Genomic DNA, 21,829 nt, shown 5'->3' with positions numbered 1-21,829 from the left:
AAGCTCTAACAAAAACTACGAATGTATCCTTTGAAATTCGAGCCTATTCTGAAGCAAACGCTTTGGGGGGGCGACAAAATTATTGCTTTTAAGCAATTGAATGAAACGCTATCCGGAGTAGGCGAAAGCTGGGAAATCTCGGCTGTAGAAAACAACGAGTCTGTTGTTGCCAATGGCCCTGACAAAGGCCTTACGCTCCCGGAGATGGTGGGAAAATACCGTCAGGAACTGGTCGGTGAAGTGAATTATTCTCGTTTCGGTACCAAATTTCCCTTGTTAATAAAGTTCATTGATGCCAGGTTGGATCTTTCCATCCAGGTGCATCCGGGAGATGAGTTGGCGAGAAAACGCCACAATTCTTTTGGTAAGAATGAAATGTGGTATGTGGTATCTGCGGATAAGGGGGCAAAGCTGATTTCCGGCTTTTCCGAGCAAATTACTCCGAAGGATTATAAGGAAAGAGTTTACAACGGAACATTTGCTGAAGTGCTGCAAACATGCGATGTGAAACCGGGGGATGTATTCTATGTTCCTGCAGGTCGTGTGCATGGTATCGGTGCCGGTGCTTTTGTTGCCGAAATCCAGCAGACTTCGGACATCACTTACCGTATTTTCGATTATAATCGGAAAGACGATGAGGGTAAATCCCGTGAATTGCATACTACTCAGGCTACTGAAGCCATCAACTTTGCCGATGTGCAGGATGACTTCCGCACTGAGTACGAGCATCTGGAGAATGAGCCGGTGGAACTGGTTGCCAGCCCTTACTTCACTACTTCGCTTTATGACATGACGGAAGAAATCACGTGTGACTATTCGGAACTGGACTCATTTGTGATTTTCATTTGTGTGGAAGGTGCATGCCGCCTTACGGATGACAGTCAGAATGAGATTACACTCCGTGCCGGAGAGACAGTGTTGCTGCCTGCGTCTACGCAGGAAGTTACGATTGTGCCCGAAGAAGGTGGCAGCGTGAAACTACTCGAAACGTACGTGTAAAATGCTACGATTTGATACAAAAAGGGCTGCGTTTCATTTGAAGCGCAGCCTTTTTTGATTTTATTATTTTTTGGAGCTAAACATTCTCCTGACCCTTTTCATCATCCTTAATCCCAGCATTACTCCGTCAAAGACGGCCATACCTGTATTGAAAGCACGCATGATGGCGTTACCTTTGTCGGCTGCAGGGGCAAGCGGAGCGAACAACTCTCTGGCCGTATCCGTCATTATCTGTTTCTGCAGATGCAATTTTTTACGCACTTCTCCTTTTCGTTGCGCAATGCTTTCAAGAGTGATGAAGGTTGTATCCGGCGTATTATTCATGATGAAATCATTTATTATTATCAAAGAACAGTCCCGCAATAAAACTTACCATTGGATTGATGATGAGTTGTTTACGGAAAATAATTATTAATAAAATCAGCAGAATGTGAAAGCAGGCTATGATACTGAAACTTACTGTCAATCCGCCTACAAGCGGATCTAAAATGTAAGCCAATGCAAACGACAAATAAAACAGTGCCACCATGCCAAGAGTAATCACCACCAAGAGTAAAATCAAGGCGGAAAGCAGGATTGATAATTTTTCGGTTATCTCCAACTGGGTATATTCTTTTTGTAGTTTCAGATACTTCTTAACCTCGAAGAATAACTGTTGGAGAGTGTCAATGCTTTTATCGTCTGCAAACATCATAGTGGCTCTGTTTTTTTTGTAGAATTGATTTATTCGGCTTCACCTTTAATTTCAGCTGCAATCTCGTCTACCAGGTTCTCCATTTCGCTACGGTTCAAGCGAATACCTTTCTTACGGAGAATTTCTGCGATTTTGTGACGAGTATCTTCTCCTTTTTCGGGAGCAAATAAAATACCAACGGCTGCGCCTACTGCTGCACCGCCCAGAAAAGCTGCAAGTACATTTAATCCTTTCATAATGTTGTCCTTTCTATTTTTTAATGAGGTTAATACTACAAAACTAACATTTTTCTTTGAGAAGTTGTTCGCTTAACTTCTTTTTTTTGAATATATTTATTTTTTATACCTGATTGAATGAGAGGGTTGATGTTTTTCTCTACCACTTTCATTCTAGTTTATTTGTTTTTCTCAGAAAAATAAGCTATATTTGGGAAAACCTCATAAAATATTGCACTATGAAGACCAAATTTGATTATTATTACATGTCTCCCTTTTATGAGCTTAATTACTTTATTCTGTTCATTGTTAAGTTGTGTAATCGCACTAAACAGCGTAAAACCAGTAAGAGTACATTGAATAAGTAATGAGACTGGTTGACTCATCCTGATTTTCTAACCGATAAACAGACCAAAACACCCCTCATTGTACCCGGCTCGTATCTGCTTCGTATCCGGTTCGTACCTGCTTCGCTCTGTCTATCTCCGTATAGAAGCGAACAAGACATGGAGCAGATATGAATCGGAAGAGTTTCTGACCAAAACCAGATTTATCATTTTATTCGTTTAATTAAATTTAACTACAAGAGTAGCGTTCAGATTGATTGTTCCGTGTACATTTGTCCTATTATTCGGAATATGAGCTACATGGAGATACGGAAAAGAAAGATATTTTTGATTATCGGGTTGATAGCACTTGTACTGGTTGCTTGTAGCAATACGGATGGCGATTTGGATAATAAGTGGCAACTTAGACAATATCAATATACCGATGGTTCCGTGGAACGACAGGATAGTATCTTCTATAATTTTCAGAAAGGCAGCTTTTCTGCCATTTGTTTGTTGAAAAATGGTGGCTATCAAACGTTTTTTGGGAATTATTCTTTGAAAGGAGATAAAATTTCTATTATTTTGCTGCCCGAAAGCATGGAAGACGAAAATTATGCGTTCTATATAGGGTGGGAAAATGGAGAACGGACGTTTACGGTGGAAGAACTGACCTCTTCATCCCTGCGTTTAGAATATGAAGGTATTCGTTATTTATTCCGTAAATATTGAATATAGTTTAAAGAATTGAGATAGAATTTATTAATAAAAACAATATGATTATGAGAAAATTAGCAATTTTAGGAATGGGACTGTGTGTTGTATTGGCATTCTCTTCTTGCAAATCGAGTGAAAGCGCTTATAAAAAAGCATATGAAAAGGCGAAACAACAGGAACTGGCCGAACCTCAGACTGCCGAAACGGTAGAAGTATCTCCGGTAGTTAGTGCTCCGGTTGAAGCAAGAGTAGTAGAAAGTGTGCCTGTGGCAACTGCTGGTGTACGTCAGGAAAAAGTCGAAGTTGTATCGGGTGTTGGTGGTTTGAAAGACTACAGTGTGGTTTGCGGTAGTTTCAGTGTGAAAGCTAATGCTGAAAGCTTGAAGGATTTCTTGGATAAGGAAGGTTACAATGCTTTTATTGCTTTTAATCCGGATGCAGCTATGTATCGTGTGATTGTCAGCACGTTTGCTGACAGAGCTTCTGCGGCTGATGCACGCGACGCTTTCAAGTCTAAGTACTCTAACCGTAAGGATTTCCAGGGTGCTTGGTTATTGTATCGCCTCAAATAATTTAAATTCTTTTTGGTAATTATAGAAAGGGAATTTTCTCTTTCAAAATCAGGCAGTAGCTGGGAAGTTACTGCCTTTTTTCTGTTTATGAGGCAAGAAGAGAGAAGCTTCAACCAAAGTTGAACTGCTCAACCGATTGAGGCTTCTTCTTGGGGGATTGTGCAAGTCGTTTGGTTTAAAGGTCTTATTTATCTAAGTTGAACCTCAAATGCCTGGGTACGTCCGGCATAGACACCACTATCGCTGAAGTCACAATTTACGGTTCCTGAACGTTTTCTGGTATAAATATTCACGGTTATGCCGGACTGGGACTGTGCAGGGTCGGCAATATGAACTTCCACTTTATCTTTATCAATGTTCTTGATTATCAAAGCGCAACCTTTATCTACTTTTACCGTCATATCTTTGCTGGTGAATTCTCCTGCATTATGAAATACCATTTGCCAAATGCCGCTCTTTTTATTTCTTACTACTTGTGCATTTTCTGTATTGTCTAAAATCTCAATATTATTTTTTCGTCGGTAATTCTTCATCTCCTTAGCGGATTGAATGCCGGGAACAACAATGTAAGCATAAGTTGCCAGTTCCGGGGTAATACCATGATTTAGCCCCAGGGTGAATACTTTTTTCTGTATGCTACCTTTGGAAGTGGAATGATTGATATCGTACCAACTTCCTGTTTGTACTTGGTTGGTTGCAACCACTTGTTGCCCGTCAGGCAGTAAATATCCTACTTTGTTGTGTAGAATCCACTCAGGAGAATTGTAATTGAAAGTTCCGTCATTAATCTCAGATATTTTTCCTTTCTGGCAGACTATGGCATTCTCGGTAGATGACAGGCATTGATTGATTGTCGTGAATATAGGGTACGATGATGTGGAGTGTATGCCTGCTCCAAGACATACTACCTCATCGTCGAAAAAGAACCATGCTTTGTGTGCACTGGTGTTGATTCCGGCATACGAGTCTGTGTACGAATAGACTGATGCTCCGTATAGGCTGTCGGATACGCCGCCGGCGAAGGTTGAAGTTCCGGGAGTCTGCCAATCACTGGCTGCCATAGGAATTTCGTCCACTTGCGGAGCCGTTGTTCCGGGAATGCGTGTCCAGTTCCAGACGGGAAAGATTTCATCATATTCGTTTCCATCGACAGCTATGTTGGTACATCCGTCGGATATGAAGTAGGTCTTTAGGTTTTCTCCATTTCCATATTCGCAACGGGCTGTGCGGTTAGATGCCATGCGTACGTCAAAAGTATAAGTGGGACGTATGTGCAAGGTGTAATCTCCTCGGAAATAGTGAGTATGCTTTGCTGTGAGTGCATAATTGGCAGGCTGTTTGCCGTCCAGGCGGGCTATGATTTCTTTGAATTTATTGGCATGATCCGGGTCCAGTTCGACCATGCGTTTGGCAAATAGCATTGTATGTGTCTTTTGGGTGACTCCGGGGCGGCTTACACCTCTGCCCAGCACGTCAAATAACATGTATTGACCGCGTATGGTAGAATAATAGGTTTCGCGCATAAATTTGCTTAGTAGGGCTAACTTATCTTGTGGTATTGCATATTGTGTACCTTTAGTGTACATGGCTATTTGAGTTACCCCTTTCAGGATTTCGTCTCCGTATCCACCTATATAGAGTTGTTGTCCATGCTGGAAGTAACTGTTGTCATGCTGAAACCCTTCTTTTGTAGTATATACAATTGGATTATAAACATTTTCGAGTGCAAATTTCAGGTCTGCTTCATTTTCGGAAAGACATGCACGATATATCCAGTGCAAGGCAATGTCTGTGCGGTTGGCTCCTGTCCATTTGGCGGGGTTTCCACCATCTGTTTTCATTCTTTCCAGTATTTTGTTTTCTAATTCTTTGTTCAACTGTTTTTCTCCTGTTCGCATTTGTATCAGTAATATCCCCAGGCGTTGGGGTTCGGCAATTTGATTGTACCACCAGTTATGACACCAGGGATTGCGTTCATGCCAGTATTCCAGCCCTTGCTGTATTTTTGCAAAGAGATTTTCGTCCTTATAATATTTATTACTCGGATTGGTATATGCAAATACGAAATTATACAGACGGTCGATGTGTTCCAGGGGAGGCCAATTAGTTCGCTGTATACTACCGTAGTCTACATCTGTAAATGAGCCGTCAGCCTCATTGTATTTCTTCAAAGCTTCGTCAATGGAAGGGTTTTGAGCAAAGTCAATCCTGATTTTTTGCATCAATACTTCAAAATCGTCATTGTTGCCCGGAGGATTGAGGGTTGTTACTGCATTTGCCTTTACCGATATCATACTGCTCATGATGAACAATATAATAAGATGAACTGTGATTTTCATATTATTTTCAACGTTATTATTTTATACTATGATAATTATCTTTTTTCTACTCAACCATTTCATATATCTGATTTCCGGCCAACAAGAATGCTCCTACACCATATACTTCCGTCATTTCGCGGGTTACCTTCTTCGGGTCGGCACCGATGGGTTGTACATAGCCCAGTTTTCCATCTTTTTCCACGGCTTTTACCAGTGCTTTCCATCCTTTTTCGATGGCGGGCATAAATGTTGTTTTGTCCAATAATCCTTCATTTACACCATAGGCTAATGCGTATACGATGAATCCTGTGGCACTCGTTTCGGGAGACGGGTAGGAATCCGGGTCCAGAAGGCTTGCATGCCAATATCCGTCTTTGCCTTGCAACTGAATTATGCGCTCGGATAGGGTGATGAATAAATCCTGATAGAACTGGCGGTGCATGTTGCTGTGTGGCAGGGTTTGTAGAATTTCGCAAAGACCTCCTAAGACCCAACCGTTTCCACGTCCCCAGAATACCTTTGTGCCATTGGCTTCTTTTTGCTTGAAATAGCGATGATCTCTGTAGAACAGTTTTTCTTCTTTATCAAACAAATAGTCGTAAGTTGCCTTATATTCCCGGTTCATGAATTCGATGTATTTCCAGTCGTTTGTCAGCATATACATTTTGGCATATACGGGGGGAGCCATAAATAAGGCATCGCACCATGACCAACGTTCTAAACTGCTCATGTTCCTGTAGTCCAGTTCCAATGTGCTGGCTGACGGGTGATTGATGACGAATTCCGTACGTGCCAGTGTGGGAAGCAGCATGTTGCGGTCGTGATACTTCTGGTACATATCCAGAAATACCTGTCCCACAGCTATATGATCCGCATGATACATATATTTCCCTACTTGCCAGGCATTGCGACGGCCAATTTTCATCAACCATTCATAGTAGGAACTGTCACCGTCTTCTTTCTCCGTTAATTCGGCCCAATCTATCATTCCCATATAGAGTGCGGCATGTGTCCAGTTGAGGTCATCATGTTCATGTCCTTTTGCCGGATTGGCTATCTGCCAGTCGGCAACACGTTTCATAATAGATTTTATATCTGTTTTACTGAAATTGCTCTGCCCATATGCATATATGGCAGCGATGGATAAAATAGAATAAATGATTAAACGCTTCATTTCTTTTTTCATAATGCTGTTGATGATAAATGGTTGAAGTATTAGAAAATGATTTCATAGTTCTCCCCTTTTCGGGTTTTGAATTCGAGGATATCATTACCGAAACGCTTAACTTTTACAAGTTTATTACGCTCATCGGTTACTTGGGCAATGGCTGCTTCTTTGCATTTGATTCGGCAAGGTTCTCCTTTTTTTGATAAAATTTGGATACTTTGGATTGTACCGTTCTCCCATTTGACAGAGACTTTGAAGTTACCGCGTGCCATTAATCCGTTGAAACTTCCTTTGCTCCAATTGTCTGGGATGGCTGGTAACGGTTCGATATATCCCTCATGGCTTTGCAAAAGCATTTCCGCCATTCCGGCAGTTGCTCCGAAATTGGCATCTATTTGAAAAGGCGGGTGTGAACCCCATAAGTTTTCTAATGTTCCGTAGGTCAGTATGTCCTGGTATAATTTATAAGCTCGATTACCGTTTTTTGCTCGTGCCCATAGGTTTAATCTGTGTGCCATAGCCCATCCTGTTGACTTGTCACCCCGTTCTTGCAGAGTTACTTTTGCGGCTTCCAACCATTCCGGGGTGCTTGCATTGATGGTTGTCCCCGGATACATAGCACATAGCTGGGATATATGTCGGTGTTGATATTGTCCTATCTCTCCATATTTCTTTTCTTCACGGAATTCTTTTATTTGTCCGGACTCACCGATTTGTATAGCATCTAATTTTCCTATTTGCTCTTTTACTGTTTTCAGGAACGGATTTTTATCATTCAGAATCTTAGCCGCAATCAGTAAGTCACGATAGGTTTCCAGGATCATGCTTTGATCGAATATGCATCCTTTGGAACGATAATATCCCTGTTGATGAATCTGTTCCGGCGAGAAAGAAGGATCTACCAATAATGTACCGTCCGGCTGAGGTTTCAAGGTCTTGGACAGAAATTTAGCCATGCCCATAAGGGCGGGATAAACATGGTCTTTCAGTAGTTGTTTGTCGCGCGTGAAGTCATAGTAATCCCAGAATAGTTTGGTTGTGAAACCTCCCGTTCCCGGACCGGAATGGCCTCCGGGACCTGATATGCCGAAGGCTGTGGCTCCGGTGCCGATTGTCCAGCCATTTTCTTCGACTGTAGGATCGAGTGCCTCCGGGTTGTTCTGTGTGATATAATCGACAGCTTTTCCAGTTGCAGCTTTGCGGAAAGCTTCATTGTAATCCATATATGGGATAAAAAGTTCGGCCAGGTTGGTGTTGAATGCCGGCCAATAGTTCATTTGTACATTTACATTGTGCCAATATCCTCCGGACCAGGGAGCAAATTCATATTGATTCCAGACTCCTTGTAAATTGGCAGGCAGGGAACCCTGGCGTGAAGAAGATATCAGCAAATAGCGTCCGTATTGGAAAAATAATTCTTCCAGATATGTATCGTGCTTTCCGTTGCGATACTGATTCAGTAATTTGTCAGTGGGGATAGAGGGAGTATGTTCTGTCAGTTGGAGGTCAACTCTGTTGAAAAAGTGCTGATAGTCGGCAATATGTTTACTACGAAGACATTCGTATCCTTTTTCTATCGCTTCCCTGATACGTTTGCTAACTTGGCCGTGTGGGTGTGCATTACCTTTGAATTTTTCTGCATTCGGTAAAAGGAAGACACTGTCTTTTAATTCATATGAAGTGGCGACTGTGATATATAATATTACACTGTCAGCTTTGCTTACGTTTATAAAACTGTTATTATCACCCTTATTTACAGAAGACAGTGTTCCTCCGTAATTTATTATCTTTATCTGTCCTTCATAAGGTAAATGGAAATATTGTATTTCTCCTTCCAGTGTAATAAGATCTTTTTCTGCTTGTACGTGCCCACTGCGTCCGGTTTGTTCATTATTGAAAGAATGGAGATAGGGCAAAACAGGACGAACTGTGAACGATATCATACCGGGTTGGCTGGCTTTCAGTTTTACTGCGATTACATTGGCTGGATTACTGGCAAAGTATTCTCTGTTATATTCAGTTCCTTCATGTATATAGCTCACCGTAGAAATCGCATCATTCAAACGCAGTGTGCGCTTGTAATTCTGGGCATAGTTGTGATGAATATCCAGATATATTTCTGCGAAGTTGGTAAAACCTCCCATGCTATAAGCTCCTTTATTTCCCATTGTTTTCTCAGCTAATTGGATACGCTCTACATCGGTTCTTCCGAAAATGCAAGCTCCCATAGCTCCATTCCCAATGGGAAGTGACCATTTTTCCCAATCTTCATCATAAGGGAAGCCTCTTGAGACTATTCGGCTGAAATCTCCTCCACGGTTGTATGCCGGACGATTATACCATAAAGTATATTTTTTGTTAAGCTCTGTACTTTGTATGCTGAGAGTCGACAAAAGTAATAGTATTGATAAAAAAAGACTTTTCATGTTTTTGTATTTTGATTTTAGGAATAGTGCAAAGGTATAGAAACATTTAAAAATAGTCTTCTTAGTATCTTCCATTTTTAAGCAATTACACAATATGTGCTACAAAAATGGACGCAATTGGCATAGCTTGAAACTATTAAGACCAGGAAGGGTGTAATTTTAAAAGTTTATTTGTCTTATTTGAATTATTTCTATAGTTTTGTCTTAGCTAAATTAATACTATGTATGAACAGAATCAGATGCTATGTGACATCTGCCTTATTGTTATTTTGTATTAACACATATGGGCAGTATTTCAAAAAAATAGATATGAAAGATGGACTTTCAAATCTTTCTGTTTTGGCTATCTATCAAGATACTTTAGGACGTATGTGGTTTGGGACAAACGAAGGAGTCAATATTTACGATGGTGAACGGCTCTCTACTTATAAATCTTATGATATTATAGACAATAAGCTCCGGAAGAAGAAGTTTATCAATGGAATGGTTGACCAAATTGTAGGTGACTTTTATGGTGATGTCTTTTTGAGAACTGATGGAGCATTAATCAAATATGATATAAAAAAAGGGCGTTTTAAAGAATTATATCCTGCGGGAATAACTTCTATTGCTATTTTTGATAATGAGGTGTGGTGTGCCGCAAGTGATTCACTTTTCAGATATAATGCCTGCACTGATTCTTTATGTTTTTATCAAAAGCTGAATACTCCCATAATTTGGTGTATGGCTAAAAATGAAGATAAAACATGGATTGGGACAGCAAAAGGCTTGTATGTATTGGAAGGGGGAATGGTAAAATGTTTGTTGCCGGAGGTAGAAATCTTTAAATTGTTTGTAAGTAGCAGGGGGGAACTGTGGATTGCTTCTCGAATGAAAGGTTTATATAAGATAGGCTGTGATGGTGTTTTAAGAAAAGAGAAATGTGCATCTGATCGTGTAGTAAGCGAACAAATTCGTAGTTTTGTGGAAGATGATCAGGAAAATGTCTGGTTCGGCACTTTTGATGGGTTGCAAATGTATAGCCCAAACGCAGATGCTTACTGTGTATATCGTCCTAATTTTCATCCGGGATCGTTATCGCATGAGTCAGTGTTTTCACTTTTTAAAGACAGGCAAGGGACTATCTGGGTTGGTACCTATTATGGAGGTGTGAACTATTTCAATCTGAAAAAAGATTTATTTAAGTACTATGTTTATGCTGAATCAAACAAAAATTGTCTGAATTATCCGATTATAGGGCAAATAATAGAAGATAAGAAGCGTGATCTTTGGATATGTACTGATGGAGGTGGGGTAAACCGCTTTGATCGGAAAACTGAGACTTTTACCTATTATACTACTGAATCTGGTAAAAAATCAATTTTGCATGATAATGTAAAGACTATCGCTTACGATGAAAGTCGTGACCAGATATATATAGGTACATATACGGGAGGGCTAAGTCTCTATGATAAGGCAACGAATCGTTTTCATAATTATTTTGAAGACTATAAACGTAGTGGAAAGGGACCAGACCACATTATTTATTATTCCTTATTTAAGGACGGTTGGTTGTATGTGACAGCCAGAAATGGTTTTTGGCGTATGCATCCGGATAAAGGAGAGTTCCAGCTAATAAGTAATAAAGACTTTTTTCAGACATTTGAAATTGATTCTCAAGGCTATGTTTGGTTGGCTGCCAATCTGGACCTGTATAGATTGTCTTTGAGTAATTGGGATGAGATGGAATCTGTGCATTTTGACACTTTAGAAAATCGTAAAGTCAGAATTACCAAGATAATGGAGGCTACAGATGGCACAATTTATGTTTCTACCATAGGTAATGGTGTGTTTTCATATAGCTATGATACGGAACAATGGGAACATTACACAGCCGAGCAAAATAGCCTGTTGAGTAATTTCTGCTATAATCTGGCAGAATCCCCGTTAAATAATATATTGATAACTAATGATAAAGGGATTTCCATCTATTCACCTTTCAATCATTCCATGTATTCTGTAGAGCTAGGTGCCATAAAAGGCATGATTTCTGCGGTTGCAGATGGGGGAGGAATTTGTGTTGCGGATGATGACATGGTTTACATCGGCGGGGTAGATGGTATGATTTCGTTTCGTGAGAAAGATTTATATATAAATGATGGGAGTGATGCCTCCGAACTTTATTTTGCTAATCTTTTTATAAATAATGTCGAGGTATGTCCGGGAGATGCCCAGCATGTATTGGAACAGTCATTGCCATTTGTACAGTATATAGATTTAGCATCTTGGCAGAATAATCTAATGGTAGATTTTTCCAGTTCTAATTATATTGAGTTAGAGAAAAGTATCTGGTATCAGTATAAATTGGAGGGGTTTGATAAAGACTGGATATTTACTAATCAGTTACGGTTGATTTACACGAATCTTGCTCCGGGAAACTATGTTTTGAAAGTACGTGAAGCAAAAAGCAGATTAGGTGATGAAGAAGGTGAAGAAATTGCACTTGCTATTGTGATACACTATCCTTGGTACCGTAGTTTCTGGGCTTATTTGGTGTATTTCCTGATAATAGCAAGCGTTGTTTATATTTTCTTGAGAATACGAAATGCCCGTAAGGCACTGGCTTTGTCATTGGCTAAGGAAAAGGATGAAAAAGAACGTATGGAGGAAGTGAATAAAATGAAACTCCGTTTCTTTACCAACATATCTCATGAATTCCGTACTCCGTTGACTTTGATTATTGGACAGATAGAAATGCTATTGCAGTCGGAAAAGCTTTCACTTTCTGTGTATCGCAGATTGCAAAGTGTACATAAGAATGCAATGAATTTGCGTTTTTTAATTACGGAATTATTAGATTTCAGGAAGCAAGAACAGGGATTCATGAAATTGAAGGTAGAGTGTGTAGATATTGTGCCTTTTCTAGAAGATATCTACCGTTCGTTTTGGGAGCTTGCCCGGAAAAGGAACATAATATATACTTTCGAACACAGCAATGAAAAAATGGAAGTCTGGATTGATCCGGTACAGATGCAGAAGGCTGTGTTTAATCTGTTATCAAATGCTTTTAAATATATATCTGACGGAAAAAGCATTGGAATTTCTGTGAAAAGGCAACAGCAGATGATGGAAATAACTGTAGCGGATACAGGATGTGGAATTTCTCAATATGATTTAACCAGGATTTTTGAACGCTTCTATCAAGGGAATGAGAAGACACAACAAGGGGGGATGGGGAGCGGCATCGGATTGGCTCTTACTAAGGGGATTGTTGAAGCTCATAAGGGTGATATAACGGTAGAGAGTGTATTGGAGAAAGGTAGTAGTTTCAAGATACAATTGCTACTGGGAAATGAGCATTTTACCAAAGAAGAGTTGGAACATGAGAAAGTAATTGTGCTGGCTCCGGATTGGGAGGCACTTGTCACTGACGGTTTTGAACCGCTGCCGGAAGAAAAAGCGGAGGAAGATGACAATGAGGCTGTATTGGAGAAAGAAGAATCTGGAAAACCTCGCATACTGCTGGTGGAGGATGATGAAGGCGTTCTGGATATGTTGGAAGGGATTTTTTTGCCAACCTATATTGTATATAAGGCTACAAACGGACAGATGGGATTTGAACAAGCTCAACAGTTACAACCGGATTTAGTGGTGAGTGATGTAATGATGCCGGTAATGTCCGGTAAGGAAATGTGTTATAAAATTAAGAATTCTCTGGAACTGGCATATATACCTGTTGTGCTGCTTACGGCGCAGTCTTCGATAGATTATACTATAGAAGGGTATATGTTTGGGGCTGATGATTATATAACAAAGCCTTTTAATGTAAAATTGCTTCTGGCACGTTGCAGTAGTCTGTTAAGAAACAGGCAACTGCTGTTGAAAAGACTGAGTAGGGCAGAGGTTGTTGCATCGCAGGAAATCGGTGGGCTTACAATAGCCGATCAGAAGTTACTGGATACAGCGGCAGAAGTGATAAAACGTAACTTTGATAATCCGGATTTTGATATGAACATGTTAGCCTCTGAATTAAATATGGGCCGGAGCAAAATGTTTCTTCGTCTGAAAGAAGTTGTAGGACTAACACCAAATGAGTTTACGTTGAAGTTGAAATTGGAAGAAGCTTTAAGACTGCTGCAAGAAGAACCGCAATCTAATATTTCGGAAATTTCGTATAAGTTGGGATTTACTTCTCCACGTTATTTCAGTCGTTGTTTTAAGGCCTTTTATGGGGTTGCCCCATTATATTATCGGAAAGATACTCCGAGAGATGAGTCTCAAGCGGGGAAAGAGGTATAGGAATCCTTTATTAAAATTTTCCTATCATATATAAACTACTATCCGATTATCTGCTTCGATACATCTTGGTTTTTAAAGAACCTTTGAATAGGAGTCTATGGGTGAAAATAGTCCTAAATGTGACACAGATTGTCTGCGAAACAATCTGTGCCACTCTCTATGACTTAATGGTCAGATATTTGTTCAGTCGATTCCTTTTATTTGCACTGTTTTAGCGACGTATATAGGTCGCTGAGATTAAACCATAGTTATTCCTTATATTAACAAAATCACTTTTTTATGAAAAACAAATTGTGGCTTTTGATTTTTACTTTCTTTGCTGTCTGTCCCGGCAAGAGTATCGGAAACGAGAATCGTTCCGATGCTGTAGCAGCGACACAACAGAGTAAGGAAAAAGTCGTGACGGGAGAGGTTCTTGATGACCTGGGCCCGATTATTGGTGCTACTGTCAGGGTAAAGGGTACCCAGATAGGTAAAATTACGGATATGGACGGTAAGTTCACGTTGAATGTTCCGATTGGCGCTACCATTGTGGTGTCTTTTGTGGGATACGAAGACAAGGAAATTGTCTACAAAGGCGAGAGCAAACTGAAGATTTCCATGGCTGAGAGTACTACATTATTAGAGGAAGTACAAGTCATTGCTTACGGCACAACAAAGAAAGTAACCGTTACCGGTGCTTTATCCTCAGTGAAATCAGATGAAATTATGAAATCTCCGGTAGGAAGCATTGCTAATGCTTTGAGCGGTAAAGTTCCCGGATTGTCCAGTGTACAAAGCAGTGGTCAGCCGGGTGCTGATGATGCTGCACTGTATGTACGTGGTGTCGGTTCTTTGTCTACCGGTTTGTCAGCTCCCTTGTGTCTGGTTGATGGAGTGGAACGTTCGTTCACTCAACTGGATCCCAATGAGGTGGAAGACATCACCGTATTGAAAGACGCTTCTGCTACGGCAGTATTTGGTGTGCGTGGTGCCAATGGCGTTATCTTGGTGACAACGAAGCGTGGACAGTCCGGCAAGGCTAAGATTACTTTCTCAACCAGTGCAGGTCTTCAGATGCCAACCAATATTCCGGACTTTGCCAACAGCTACGACTATGCCATGACGTATAATGCTGCCCAACGGCGTGACGGTGTGGCCGAGGATAAACTGATGTTTACGGATACAATGCTGGATGGTTTCCGAACGCATAGTAATCCGATTCTTTACGCCGATACGGACTGGACGGATCTGTTGATTAAGAATTCGGCATTACAGACACAGCATAACATGACTATTTCCGGTGGTTCCGACCGTGTGCGCTACTTTGCCTCATTAGGTGTATTTACTCAGAAGGGGCTTTTCGAAACATTCCATGAAAACGACCGTGGCTTCAACTATAACCGCTACAACTATCGTATTAATATGGATATAGATGTGACGAAAACGACTTCTATGAAGATTAATTTAGGAGGCCGTCTGACTGATAAAACAGAACCCAACTATAACAATGGTACTTATACTGATATTTCTTATTTGTATGACAACATTTACAGTGCCGTTCCTTTTTCGGGTGCCGGTATTGTAGATGGTAAATGGGTTTCGGTCAATCGGCAGGTGTTTGGAAATTTTGGTGTGATTAATGACGGTCTGAATACCTATTATGGTAAAGGATACAATACAACCAGTGGAAATGTGATTAACTTCGACTTTTCTCTGGAACAGAAACTCGATGTCCTGACAAAAGGTCTGAAGGCGCATGTCAAAGGAGCCTATAATAGCGGTGTGACTGACAACCGCCGTCGTGAAGGAAAGGCTGACCAATATGAGGCTTATCTCACGGAAGGTGGTGAGACCTTGATTAGAAAGATACAGGAAGCACAAACAATGGGCTGGGTACAGCAAACAGGACAGTCGCGCGACTGGTATCTTGAAGGTGCTTTGAATTATCAGAGAGATTTTGGCCTGCATCATGTGTCTGCTTTGGCTATGTATAATCAGACAATGAAATATTATCCAAGTAAGAATACTGGTATTCCGCGTAGTTATGTAGGTTTTGTAGGACGCGCCACTTATGATTACAATACCCGTTACCTGTTGGACCTCAGTATTGGTTATAACGGTTCGGAGAACTTTGCAGAAGGCAAGCGTTTTGGTACATTCCCTGCAGGTTCAATCGGTTGGATTATTTCGGAAGAGAAATTTATGGAGCCATTGAAACCTTATGTCAGTTATCTGAAGTTCCGGGCATCTTATGGTATTGTGGGTAATGATATTGTTTCGGACGGATCACGCTTTCTCTATCTGCCTGACAGTTATATCATCAGTACTGCAGGAAGTAATAATACCACCGGTATCTACAGTTTTGGCTCTACTACCAATAACTTCCTTCCGGGTGCCAAAGAGTCGAAGATTGGAAATCCCGATGTAACTTGGGAAACTTCAGCTAAACAGAATTACGGCGTGGACCTGCATTTCTTCGATAGCCACCTGAAGACTTCATTGGATTATTTCATTGAGCACCGCAAAGATATTCTGATTTCCCGTCAGGTGAATCCCGGTTATCTGGCAATTTCCCTGCCTATTGTAAATATGGGTAAAGTAGATAACAAGGGATTCGAAGTAACTGCACGTTGGGAAGATGAGATAAGAGATTTCAGTTACTATATCGGTACAAGCTGGTCTTATGCCAAGAATAAGATAATTTACAAGGATGAGATTCCCCAACCTTATGAATGGATGTGTGAAACCGGACGTCCCGTAGGACAGCAATTCGGTTATGTAAACGATGGCTTCTTTACAGAAGAGGATGCTGCTAATTATGAATCTTTGAAAGGAAAAGAGAATGGTATTCCCGATCATGGTTCCGGTTTCTCACCTATCGCCGGAGATGTGAAGTACAAAGACCTGAATAAGGATGGTAAGATCGATGCAAACGACATTTCGGCCATCGGCTATCCAACCTATCCGCTTTTGAATGGTAACATGCAATTGGGATTTTCTTGGAAAGGTTTTGACTTGAGCATGACATGGGCTGGTGCATTCCAGACTTCTCGCCTTGTAAGTCGCATCTATCGTACTCCGTTCGGAGAGACGGGTACGAATTCACTTCTTCAATATATGATTGATGATGCCTGGACACCTGAAAAAGGTAATAGCGCAAAAGCACCTGCCATCTCTTTGAGCGGCAGTAAGACCAATAATTACAAAGATTCGGATTTATGGCTGCGTGATGCTTCTTATATTCGTCTGAAGAATATTGAGGTAGGGTATTCTTTCCCGAAGGTGTTGTTACAGAAATTCCGTATAAGCTCTTTGCGTCTGTCTCTTTCAGGATATAACCTTTTGACATTTAGTGACCTGGATTTCTGTGACCCTGAATCTAATCCGGATGGACGTGCTTATCCGTTGATTAAAGTCGTGAATTTCGGTTTAAAAATAGGATTTTAATAAACAGTTATTATGAAAAATATAAGAAAGCATTTTCACGTTATAATATTGGCCTTAGGCCTGTTTGTGACAATGGCGTGCGAGGACCTGGCTTTCGGGGATAAGTTCCTGCAGAAGCCACCCAGTACGGATGTTACGATTGATACCGTATTCTCTACGGCAGAGTATGCTCGCCGTGTATTGTCCTATAGTTATCAATATTTGCCTTACGGCTTGGAAACCAGTGGCTATTATACCACGATGTGGCTGGGTACTATTGAAGGTCTTACTGACCTGAATTGCGATAATGTAGGATATTCCGGTGTTCAGCGTGTATATTATTCCGGTAGTTATAATTCCTCTGTCGAGAATACTCCGCGAGCAACTTATATGACTACTAAGATTCGTTTTAATGAAAGCGAGACTCACATGTGGTCGGCCATTCGTCACGCATGGATACTTTTCAATAATGTAGACCGTGTGCCCGATATGGCTCAGACTGAAAAAGAACGTTTGAAGGCGGAAGCTAAAATGCTTGTTGCCATCTACTATGCGCACATGTTGCGTCATTATGGCGGGTTGCCTATTGTAAATAAGGTGATTGCAGCAGACGATGAAATGCCTAAGCGTGCAACTTTGCAAGAGACGGTTGATTTCATCATTGGGCTTTTGGATGATGTCATAGCTTGCCAGGATTTTCCATGGAGAATTTCGGATGAAGATATGGCACAGTGGGACGGTCGTCTGACTAAAGCTGGTGCTTACGGCCTGAAAGCAAGAGTATTACTGTTTGTTGCAAGTCCGCTGTTAAACAGCGATCAGCCTTATGCTGCCGGAGAAGCTTCAAATCAGCACATGACTTGGTTTGGCAATTACGACCGTGAACGTTGGAAAAAGGCTGTAGATGCTTGTGAAGCTTTCTTCAATGCTCTCAGTCAGAATGGTTTTTATCGCCTGGTGCAGAAAAATGATGTTTCGCCTAATGAATATCGCTATGCTTTCCGTAATGCTTATTTTGATCGTGGAACTACCGAGACCTTGATTTCTGTACACAGGAATATCTATTCGGCAAGTTTGAGTGCCGGACAATTGGTACTGTGGAATGCCATTCGTTGGGGAGGTTATAATCCTACTAAAGAATATTTTGATATGTTTCCGATGGCTGACGGTTCGGACTTTGACTGGAATAACCCTGAACATGCTGCTAATCCGTTCATTAACCGTGACCCTCGTTTGAATGAGACTTTTATACTGGATGGCGATATTTATCAGGGAAGAACTGTGGAATTAACTCAGGAATATCCCAATGATAAAATCAACTATCCGAAAGGTAAGGACTGGGGACAAGGAGCAATGCACAGCCTAAGCTTAAAAACCGGACTGGCTTGCCGTAAGTGGGGTTTGGACCGTGGTAGTGAACTGAGTGGGCATGTTATCCAATGGCCACATCTGCGTATCGCAGAACTTTATCTGAGTTATGCAGAGGCTTTGAATGAATATAACGGCGGTCCTACCGGTCAGGCATATCAATGTGTGAATGATGTACGGGCACGTGTAGGTCTGGGAGGTTTGAAAACAGGTATGACGCAAGAACAATTCCGCGAAGCGGTTCTTCGTGAACGTGCATGTGAGTTTGGTTATGAAGAGGTGCGTTTCTTCGACCTCATCCGTTGGAAGATGGAAGATAAATTCACTACACCTTTGCATGGACTGAATGTATATAAGAACAAAGAAGATGGTACGTATATTTGCGAACCTTTCTCTCTGGCTGAAACTGATAGGAACCGTGCCTGGTGGAATGCCGGTGGATTCTCTTCTATCTGGTATTTTAGTGCCTTCCCGCAGGACGAGGTGAACAAAGGATACGGATTGGTACAGAATCCGGGTTGGGAATAATATTTCTGGAAATTAGAAATGAAAACGATTATGAATAAAAGATTCAATATATTTTTGGCTGGTGTGTTGTGTTCACTTGGCGTGATGGCGCAAGAAGATACATTGTCAGTCCGTCAGAATAATGAGGTGATAGAACTGGGACGTTCTGTCGCTCTCGATACGAAGGAGATGACAGGTGCAATCTCTGTTACTTCAAATCTCTCACATAAGAATAGCATTAAACCGTCTAACCAGTTGTTTGGTACGCTTCCGGGACTGGCAGTATTGCAGAAAGCCGGTACAGTCTGGGAAAATGGTGCAACATTGTATATACGTGGAAACGGTTCTTCGAGTTCCAATAGCCCGCTGGTACTGGTAGATGGCTTCGAACGCTCGATTGATGAATTAAGCTCTGAGGAAATAGAATCCGTAAGTGTCCTGAAAGATGCGGTGGCTACCAGTTTGTATGGTATACGTGGTGCCAATGGCGTTATTCTTGTAAAAACCAAACGGGGAACTGTAGGTGCACCCAAGATAACTTTTTCCTATGAGTTTAATATGGCAACTCCTAAACGCTTGCCTGAATTTGCAGATGGCTATACGTATGCCACTGCTTTGAATGAGGCGATGAGGAACGATGGGCTGGCTCCCCGTTACTCAAACACAGAATTGGATGCATTCAAGAATCAGACTTATCCGGGCGTTTATCCGAATGTGGATTGGCTGGATGAATCACTGAGAGATATGAGCTATGGTGACAATGTGAATTTCACGGCACAGGGAGGAAGTAAGTTTGTGCGTTACTATACAATGCTGAACTTCTTGGATAACCGGGGGATACTGAAACCTACATCGGATAACGATGGTTACTCAACGCAATTGAAATATACAAGATTGAATATTCGTACAAATCTGGATATTACAGTCACTCCAACGACTACTGTACAGTTGAATTTATTGGGTAACTTTACAGAACACAATCGTCCCGGTGAGAGTACGGATAATATTTTCTCTGCATTATTCCAAGTGCCTTCGGGTGCGTTCCCAGTAAAAACTGACAGAGGAATATGGGGAGGTACGACTAACTATTCCAACAATCCGGTTGCTCTTATTTCCGGCAGAGGATATGCACGGTCTCAAACACGTGCCATGTATGCAGATGTACACATGAAGCAGGATTTATCTGCCATATTGCCCGGTTGGACAGCAGGCTTTAAAGTAGGTATAGATAATACAGCCTCTTATTGGGATAACAATACCAAGAATTTTGGTTATGAGTCGGCTTCTGTTGACCTGGCTACCGGTGAGAAGAGTTATTCCACCCTTCGTAATGAAGGTACATTGGGCTTTTCGAAGAGTGTAGGGTCAGTTGCCACTCATTTTAATCTGGAGTTTTATACCAATTATATAAAGCAGTGGAATAAACACAGTTTAAATGCAACCCTGCTTTACTCAATGGATAAAGCAAAAACAAAGAGCCAGAACTCCGGGCGTGCATTTATGGACATAGTGGGTAGTGCGCATTATGCTTACAATAATCGCTATCTGGTTGACTTCTCACTATCCGGCTCAGCTTCCAGTATACTTGATCCGGACGACCGCTGGGGGATTTTTCCGGCAATTGGTGCAGGCTGGATTCTGTCTGAAGAGGATTTCATGCAGAGAGATTGGCTGAATCTCTTGAAAGTCAGGGCTTCCTATGGTATTTCCGGTCGTGCTGATTATAGCGTAAATCTGTTTCAGGATATTTATGGTAGTGGAAATTCTTTCTATTTTCAGAATGCCACTAATGTGCCCGCTTCATCATCCGGTATGAAGTACACTCAAATGGGGATTGATGGTCTGACTTATGAGAAATCTCATAAACTGAACGTCGGTATCGACTTTAGAGCTTGGAACAAGTTATCGGTAACATTAGATGCGTTCTATGATCATCGTACGGATATTCTGGTGAGCAATGGTGGCTCCATATCCCAGATATTTGGTATGTCTGTACCGAAGATTAACAATGGTGTAGTAGATAACAAGGGTGTTGAGGCTTCTTTTGCTTGGGATGATAAAATTGGAAATGTAAAATACCATTTGGGCGGACAGTTCACTTTTGCCCGCAACAAGATTAAGAATCAGAATGAAGAATATCGTCCCTATGACTATCTGAAACGTACCGGAAATTCTTTAAACCAAATCTACGGTTATGAGGTAGTAGGAATCTATAAATCTCAGGATGAGATAGATAATCGTGGCGTGGAACAATTATTAGGTAATGTGCGTCCGGGTGATTTGATGTTCAAGGATCAGAACGGTGATAATAAGATTGACGCTTACGATGAGGTGCCTTTGGGTTACAATGCCACTTGCCCTGAAATTTATTATTCATTTGATTTAGGATTGGAGTATAAAGGGTTTGGAGTGTATGCGCTGTTTCAAGGAGTAGGTAATTATAGCAAGGTACTGAATACTGCAAGTATTTATCGCCCGATTGTAAGCAACAATACAATCTCTACCTACTATTGGGAAAACCGCTGGAGTGAAACAAATCCGAATGGAACTTTGCCGCGCCTGACTTATTCCGGATCGGACAATAATTACAATACCAACTCTATGTGGGTAACAGATGCCTCCTTTTTGAAGTTGAGAACATTGGAATTGTATTATAACTTCCCAACCAGATTATTGAAGAAAACAGGTTTCCTGGCCGGTGTGAAAGTATTTGCCCGCGGGCATGACTTGTTCTGTCTGGATGGAATCGACCTTCGTGATCCGGAGTCTATTGGTGCCGAGCACCCTACTATGACTCAATATGCCTTCGGATTTAATTTATCTTTCTAAA

13 protein-coding genes are annotated in these 21,829 nt (G+C 41.2%); 7 read left to right on the top strand and 6 right to left on the bottom strand.

Annotated features, from left to right (window positions below):
- The first annotated feature begins 21 nt into the window (after positions 1-21).
- The gene (locus HMPREF9447_RS17680; RefSeq protein ID WP_009131130.1) at positions 22-999 is read left to right on the top strand and encodes a type I phosphomannose isomerase catalytic subunit; all 978 of its coding nucleotides are present in this window, start codon (positions 22-24) and stop codon (positions 997-999) included.
- Positions 1,000-1,062: 63 nt separating this feature from the next.
- Here the strand turns inward: HMPREF9447_RS17680 and HMPREF9447_RS17675 are convergent, their stop codons facing one another.
- The 3 genes from HMPREF9447_RS17675 to HMPREF9447_RS17665 are packed head-to-tail and all read right to left on the bottom strand — an operon-like array spanning position 1,063 to position 1,929.
- Positions 1,063-1,323, bottom strand: a complete 261-nt coding sequence (locus tag HMPREF9447_RS17675) for a hypothetical protein (protein WP_009131129.1) — start codon at positions 1,321-1,323, stop codon at positions 1,063-1,065.
- A 7-nt stretch (positions 1,324-1,330) separates the two neighbouring features.
- Complete coding sequence (locus tag HMPREF9447_RS17670) at positions 1,331-1,690, bottom strand: phage holin family protein (protein ID WP_044138433.1); 360 nt, start codon at positions 1,688-1,690, stop codon at positions 1,331-1,333.
- A gap of 32 nt (positions 1,691-1,722) precedes the next feature.
- Positions 1,723-1,929 carry a YtxH domain-containing protein gene (locus tag HMPREF9447_RS17665; protein WP_009131127.1) on the bottom strand — a complete coding sequence of 69 codons (207 nt, stop codon included), beginning with the start codon at positions 1,927-1,929 and terminating at the stop codon, positions 1,723-1,725.
- 626 nt (positions 1,930-2,555) lie between these two features.
- Between HMPREF9447_RS17665 and HMPREF9447_RS17655 the strand changes: the two genes are divergently transcribed.
- Both HMPREF9447_RS17655 and HMPREF9447_RS17650 read left to right on the top strand, forming a co-directional pair.
- A complete protein-coding gene (locus HMPREF9447_RS17655) occupies positions 2,556-2,966 on the top strand; it encodes a lipocalin-like domain-containing protein (protein WP_044138343.1) in 411 nt (136 codons plus the stop codon).
- A gap of 50 nt (positions 2,967-3,016) precedes the next feature.
- On the top strand, positions 3,017-3,523 hold the full coding sequence (locus HMPREF9447_RS17650) for an SPOR domain-containing protein (protein WP_009131123.1): 507 nt from the start codon (positions 3,017-3,019) through the stop codon (positions 3,521-3,523).
- A gap of 188 nt (positions 3,524-3,711) precedes the next feature.
- Here HMPREF9447_RS17650 and HMPREF9447_RS17645 read toward each other — a convergent pair whose 3' ends face one another.
- Genes HMPREF9447_RS17645 through HMPREF9447_RS17635 form a run of 3 tightly spaced genes read right to left on the bottom strand, consistent with a single transcriptional unit; the run spans position 3,712 to position 9,438 of the window.
- Entirely contained in the window at positions 3,712-5,862 is a 2,151-nt protein-coding gene (locus HMPREF9447_RS17645; RefSeq protein WP_009131122.1) for a polysaccharide lyase 8 family protein, read from the bottom strand.
- A 46-nt stretch (positions 5,863-5,908) separates the two neighbouring features.
- Positions 5,909-7,018 (bottom strand): glycoside hydrolase family 88/105 protein, encoded by a 1,110-nt coding sequence (locus HMPREF9447_RS17640; protein ID WP_009131121.1) that lies wholly within the window; start codon positions 7,016-7,018, stop codon positions 5,909-5,911.
- 41 nt (positions 7,019-7,059) lie between these two features.
- Positions 7,060-9,438 carry a glycoside hydrolase family 95 protein gene (locus HMPREF9447_RS17635; protein WP_044138342.1) on the bottom strand — a complete coding sequence of 793 codons (2,379 nt, stop codon included), beginning with the start codon at positions 9,436-9,438 and terminating at the stop codon, positions 7,060-7,062.
- Between the two features lie 309 nt (positions 9,439-9,747).
- On the opposite strand from HMPREF9447_RS17635, the gene HMPREF9447_RS17630 reads away from it, so the two are divergent.
- The 4 genes from HMPREF9447_RS17630 (at position 9,748) to HMPREF9447_RS17615 (ending at position 21,828) form a co-directional block, all read left to right on the top strand.
- Positions 9,748-13,716, top strand: a complete 3,969-nt coding sequence (locus HMPREF9447_RS17630; RefSeq protein ID WP_244267641.1) for a hybrid sensor histidine kinase/response regulator transcription factor — start codon at positions 9,748-9,750, stop codon at positions 13,714-13,716.
- 279 nt (positions 13,717-13,995) lie between these two features.
- Complete coding sequence (locus HMPREF9447_RS17625; RefSeq protein WP_009131118.1) at positions 13,996-17,145, top strand: SusC/RagA family TonB-linked outer membrane protein; 3,150 nt, start codon at positions 13,996-13,998, stop codon at positions 17,143-17,145.
- Positions 17,146-17,157: 12 nt separating this feature from the next.
- A complete protein-coding gene (locus tag HMPREF9447_RS17620) occupies positions 17,158-19,020 on the top strand; it encodes a RagB/SusD family nutrient uptake outer membrane protein (protein ID WP_009131117.1) in 1,863 nt (620 codons plus the stop codon).
- Between the two features lie 30 nt (positions 19,021-19,050).
- Positions 19,051-21,828 (top strand): SusC/RagA family TonB-linked outer membrane protein, encoded by a 2,778-nt coding sequence (locus HMPREF9447_RS17615; RefSeq protein WP_044138341.1) that lies wholly within the window; start codon positions 19,051-19,053, stop codon positions 21,826-21,828.
- The last annotated feature ends 1 nt before the right edge of the window (position 21,829 follow it).

This window comes from Bacteroides oleiciplenus YIT 12058 (genome assembly GCF_000315485.1).
Lineage (GTDB): Bacteria > Bacteroidota > Bacteroidia > Bacteroidales > Bacteroidaceae > Bacteroides > Bacteroides oleiciplenus.
This window is presented reverse-complemented; position numbering and strand designations above follow the sequence as displayed.

What these genes read in the sequence shown, in the direction of transcription:
- HMPREF9447_RS17680 (WP_009131130.1), top strand. Translation starts at nt 22, where the DNA reads ATGTATCCTTTGAAATTCGAGCCTATTCTGAAGCAAACGCTTTGGGGG.
- HMPREF9447_RS17675 (WP_009131129.1), bottom strand. Translation starts at nt 1,323, where the DNA reads ATGAATAATACGCCGGATACAACCTTCATCACTCTTGAAAGCATTGCG.
- HMPREF9447_RS17670 (WP_044138433.1), bottom strand. Translation starts at nt 1,690, where the DNA reads ATGTTTGCAGACGATAAAAGCATTGACACTCTCCAACAGTTATTCTTC.
- HMPREF9447_RS17665 (WP_009131127.1), bottom strand. Translation starts at nt 1,929, where the DNA reads ATGAAAGGATTAAATGTACTTGCAGCTTTTCTGGGCGGTGCAGCAGTA.
- HMPREF9447_RS17655 (WP_044138343.1), top strand. Translation starts at nt 2,556, where the DNA reads ATGGAGATACGGAAAAGAAAGATATTTTTGATTATCGGGTTGATAGCA.
- HMPREF9447_RS17650 (WP_009131123.1), top strand. Translation starts at nt 3,017, where the DNA reads ATGAGAAAATTAGCAATTTTAGGAATGGGACTGTGTGTTGTATTGGCA.
- HMPREF9447_RS17645 (WP_009131122.1), bottom strand. Translation starts at nt 5,862, where the DNA reads ATGAAAATCACAGTTCATCTTATTATATTGTTCATCATGAGCAGTATG.
- HMPREF9447_RS17640 (WP_009131121.1), bottom strand. Translation starts at nt 7,018, where the DNA reads ATGAAGCGTTTAATCATTTATTCTATTTTATCCATCGCTGCCATATAT.
- HMPREF9447_RS17635 (WP_044138342.1), bottom strand. Translation starts at nt 9,438, where the DNA reads ATGAAAAGTCTTTTTTTATCAATACTATTACTTTTGTCGACTCTCAGC.
- HMPREF9447_RS17630 (WP_244267641.1), top strand. Translation starts at nt 9,748, where the DNA reads ATGAAAGATGGACTTTCAAATCTTTCTGTTTTGGCTATCTATCAAGAT.
- HMPREF9447_RS17625 (WP_009131118.1), top strand. Translation starts at nt 13,996, where the DNA reads ATGAAAAACAAATTGTGGCTTTTGATTTTTACTTTCTTTGCTGTCTGT.
- HMPREF9447_RS17620 (WP_009131117.1), top strand. Translation starts at nt 17,158, where the DNA reads ATGAAAAATATAAGAAAGCATTTTCACGTTATAATATTGGCCTTAGGC.
- HMPREF9447_RS17615 (WP_044138341.1), top strand. Translation starts at nt 19,051, where the DNA reads ATGAATAAAAGATTCAATATATTTTTGGCTGGTGTGTTGTGTTCACTT.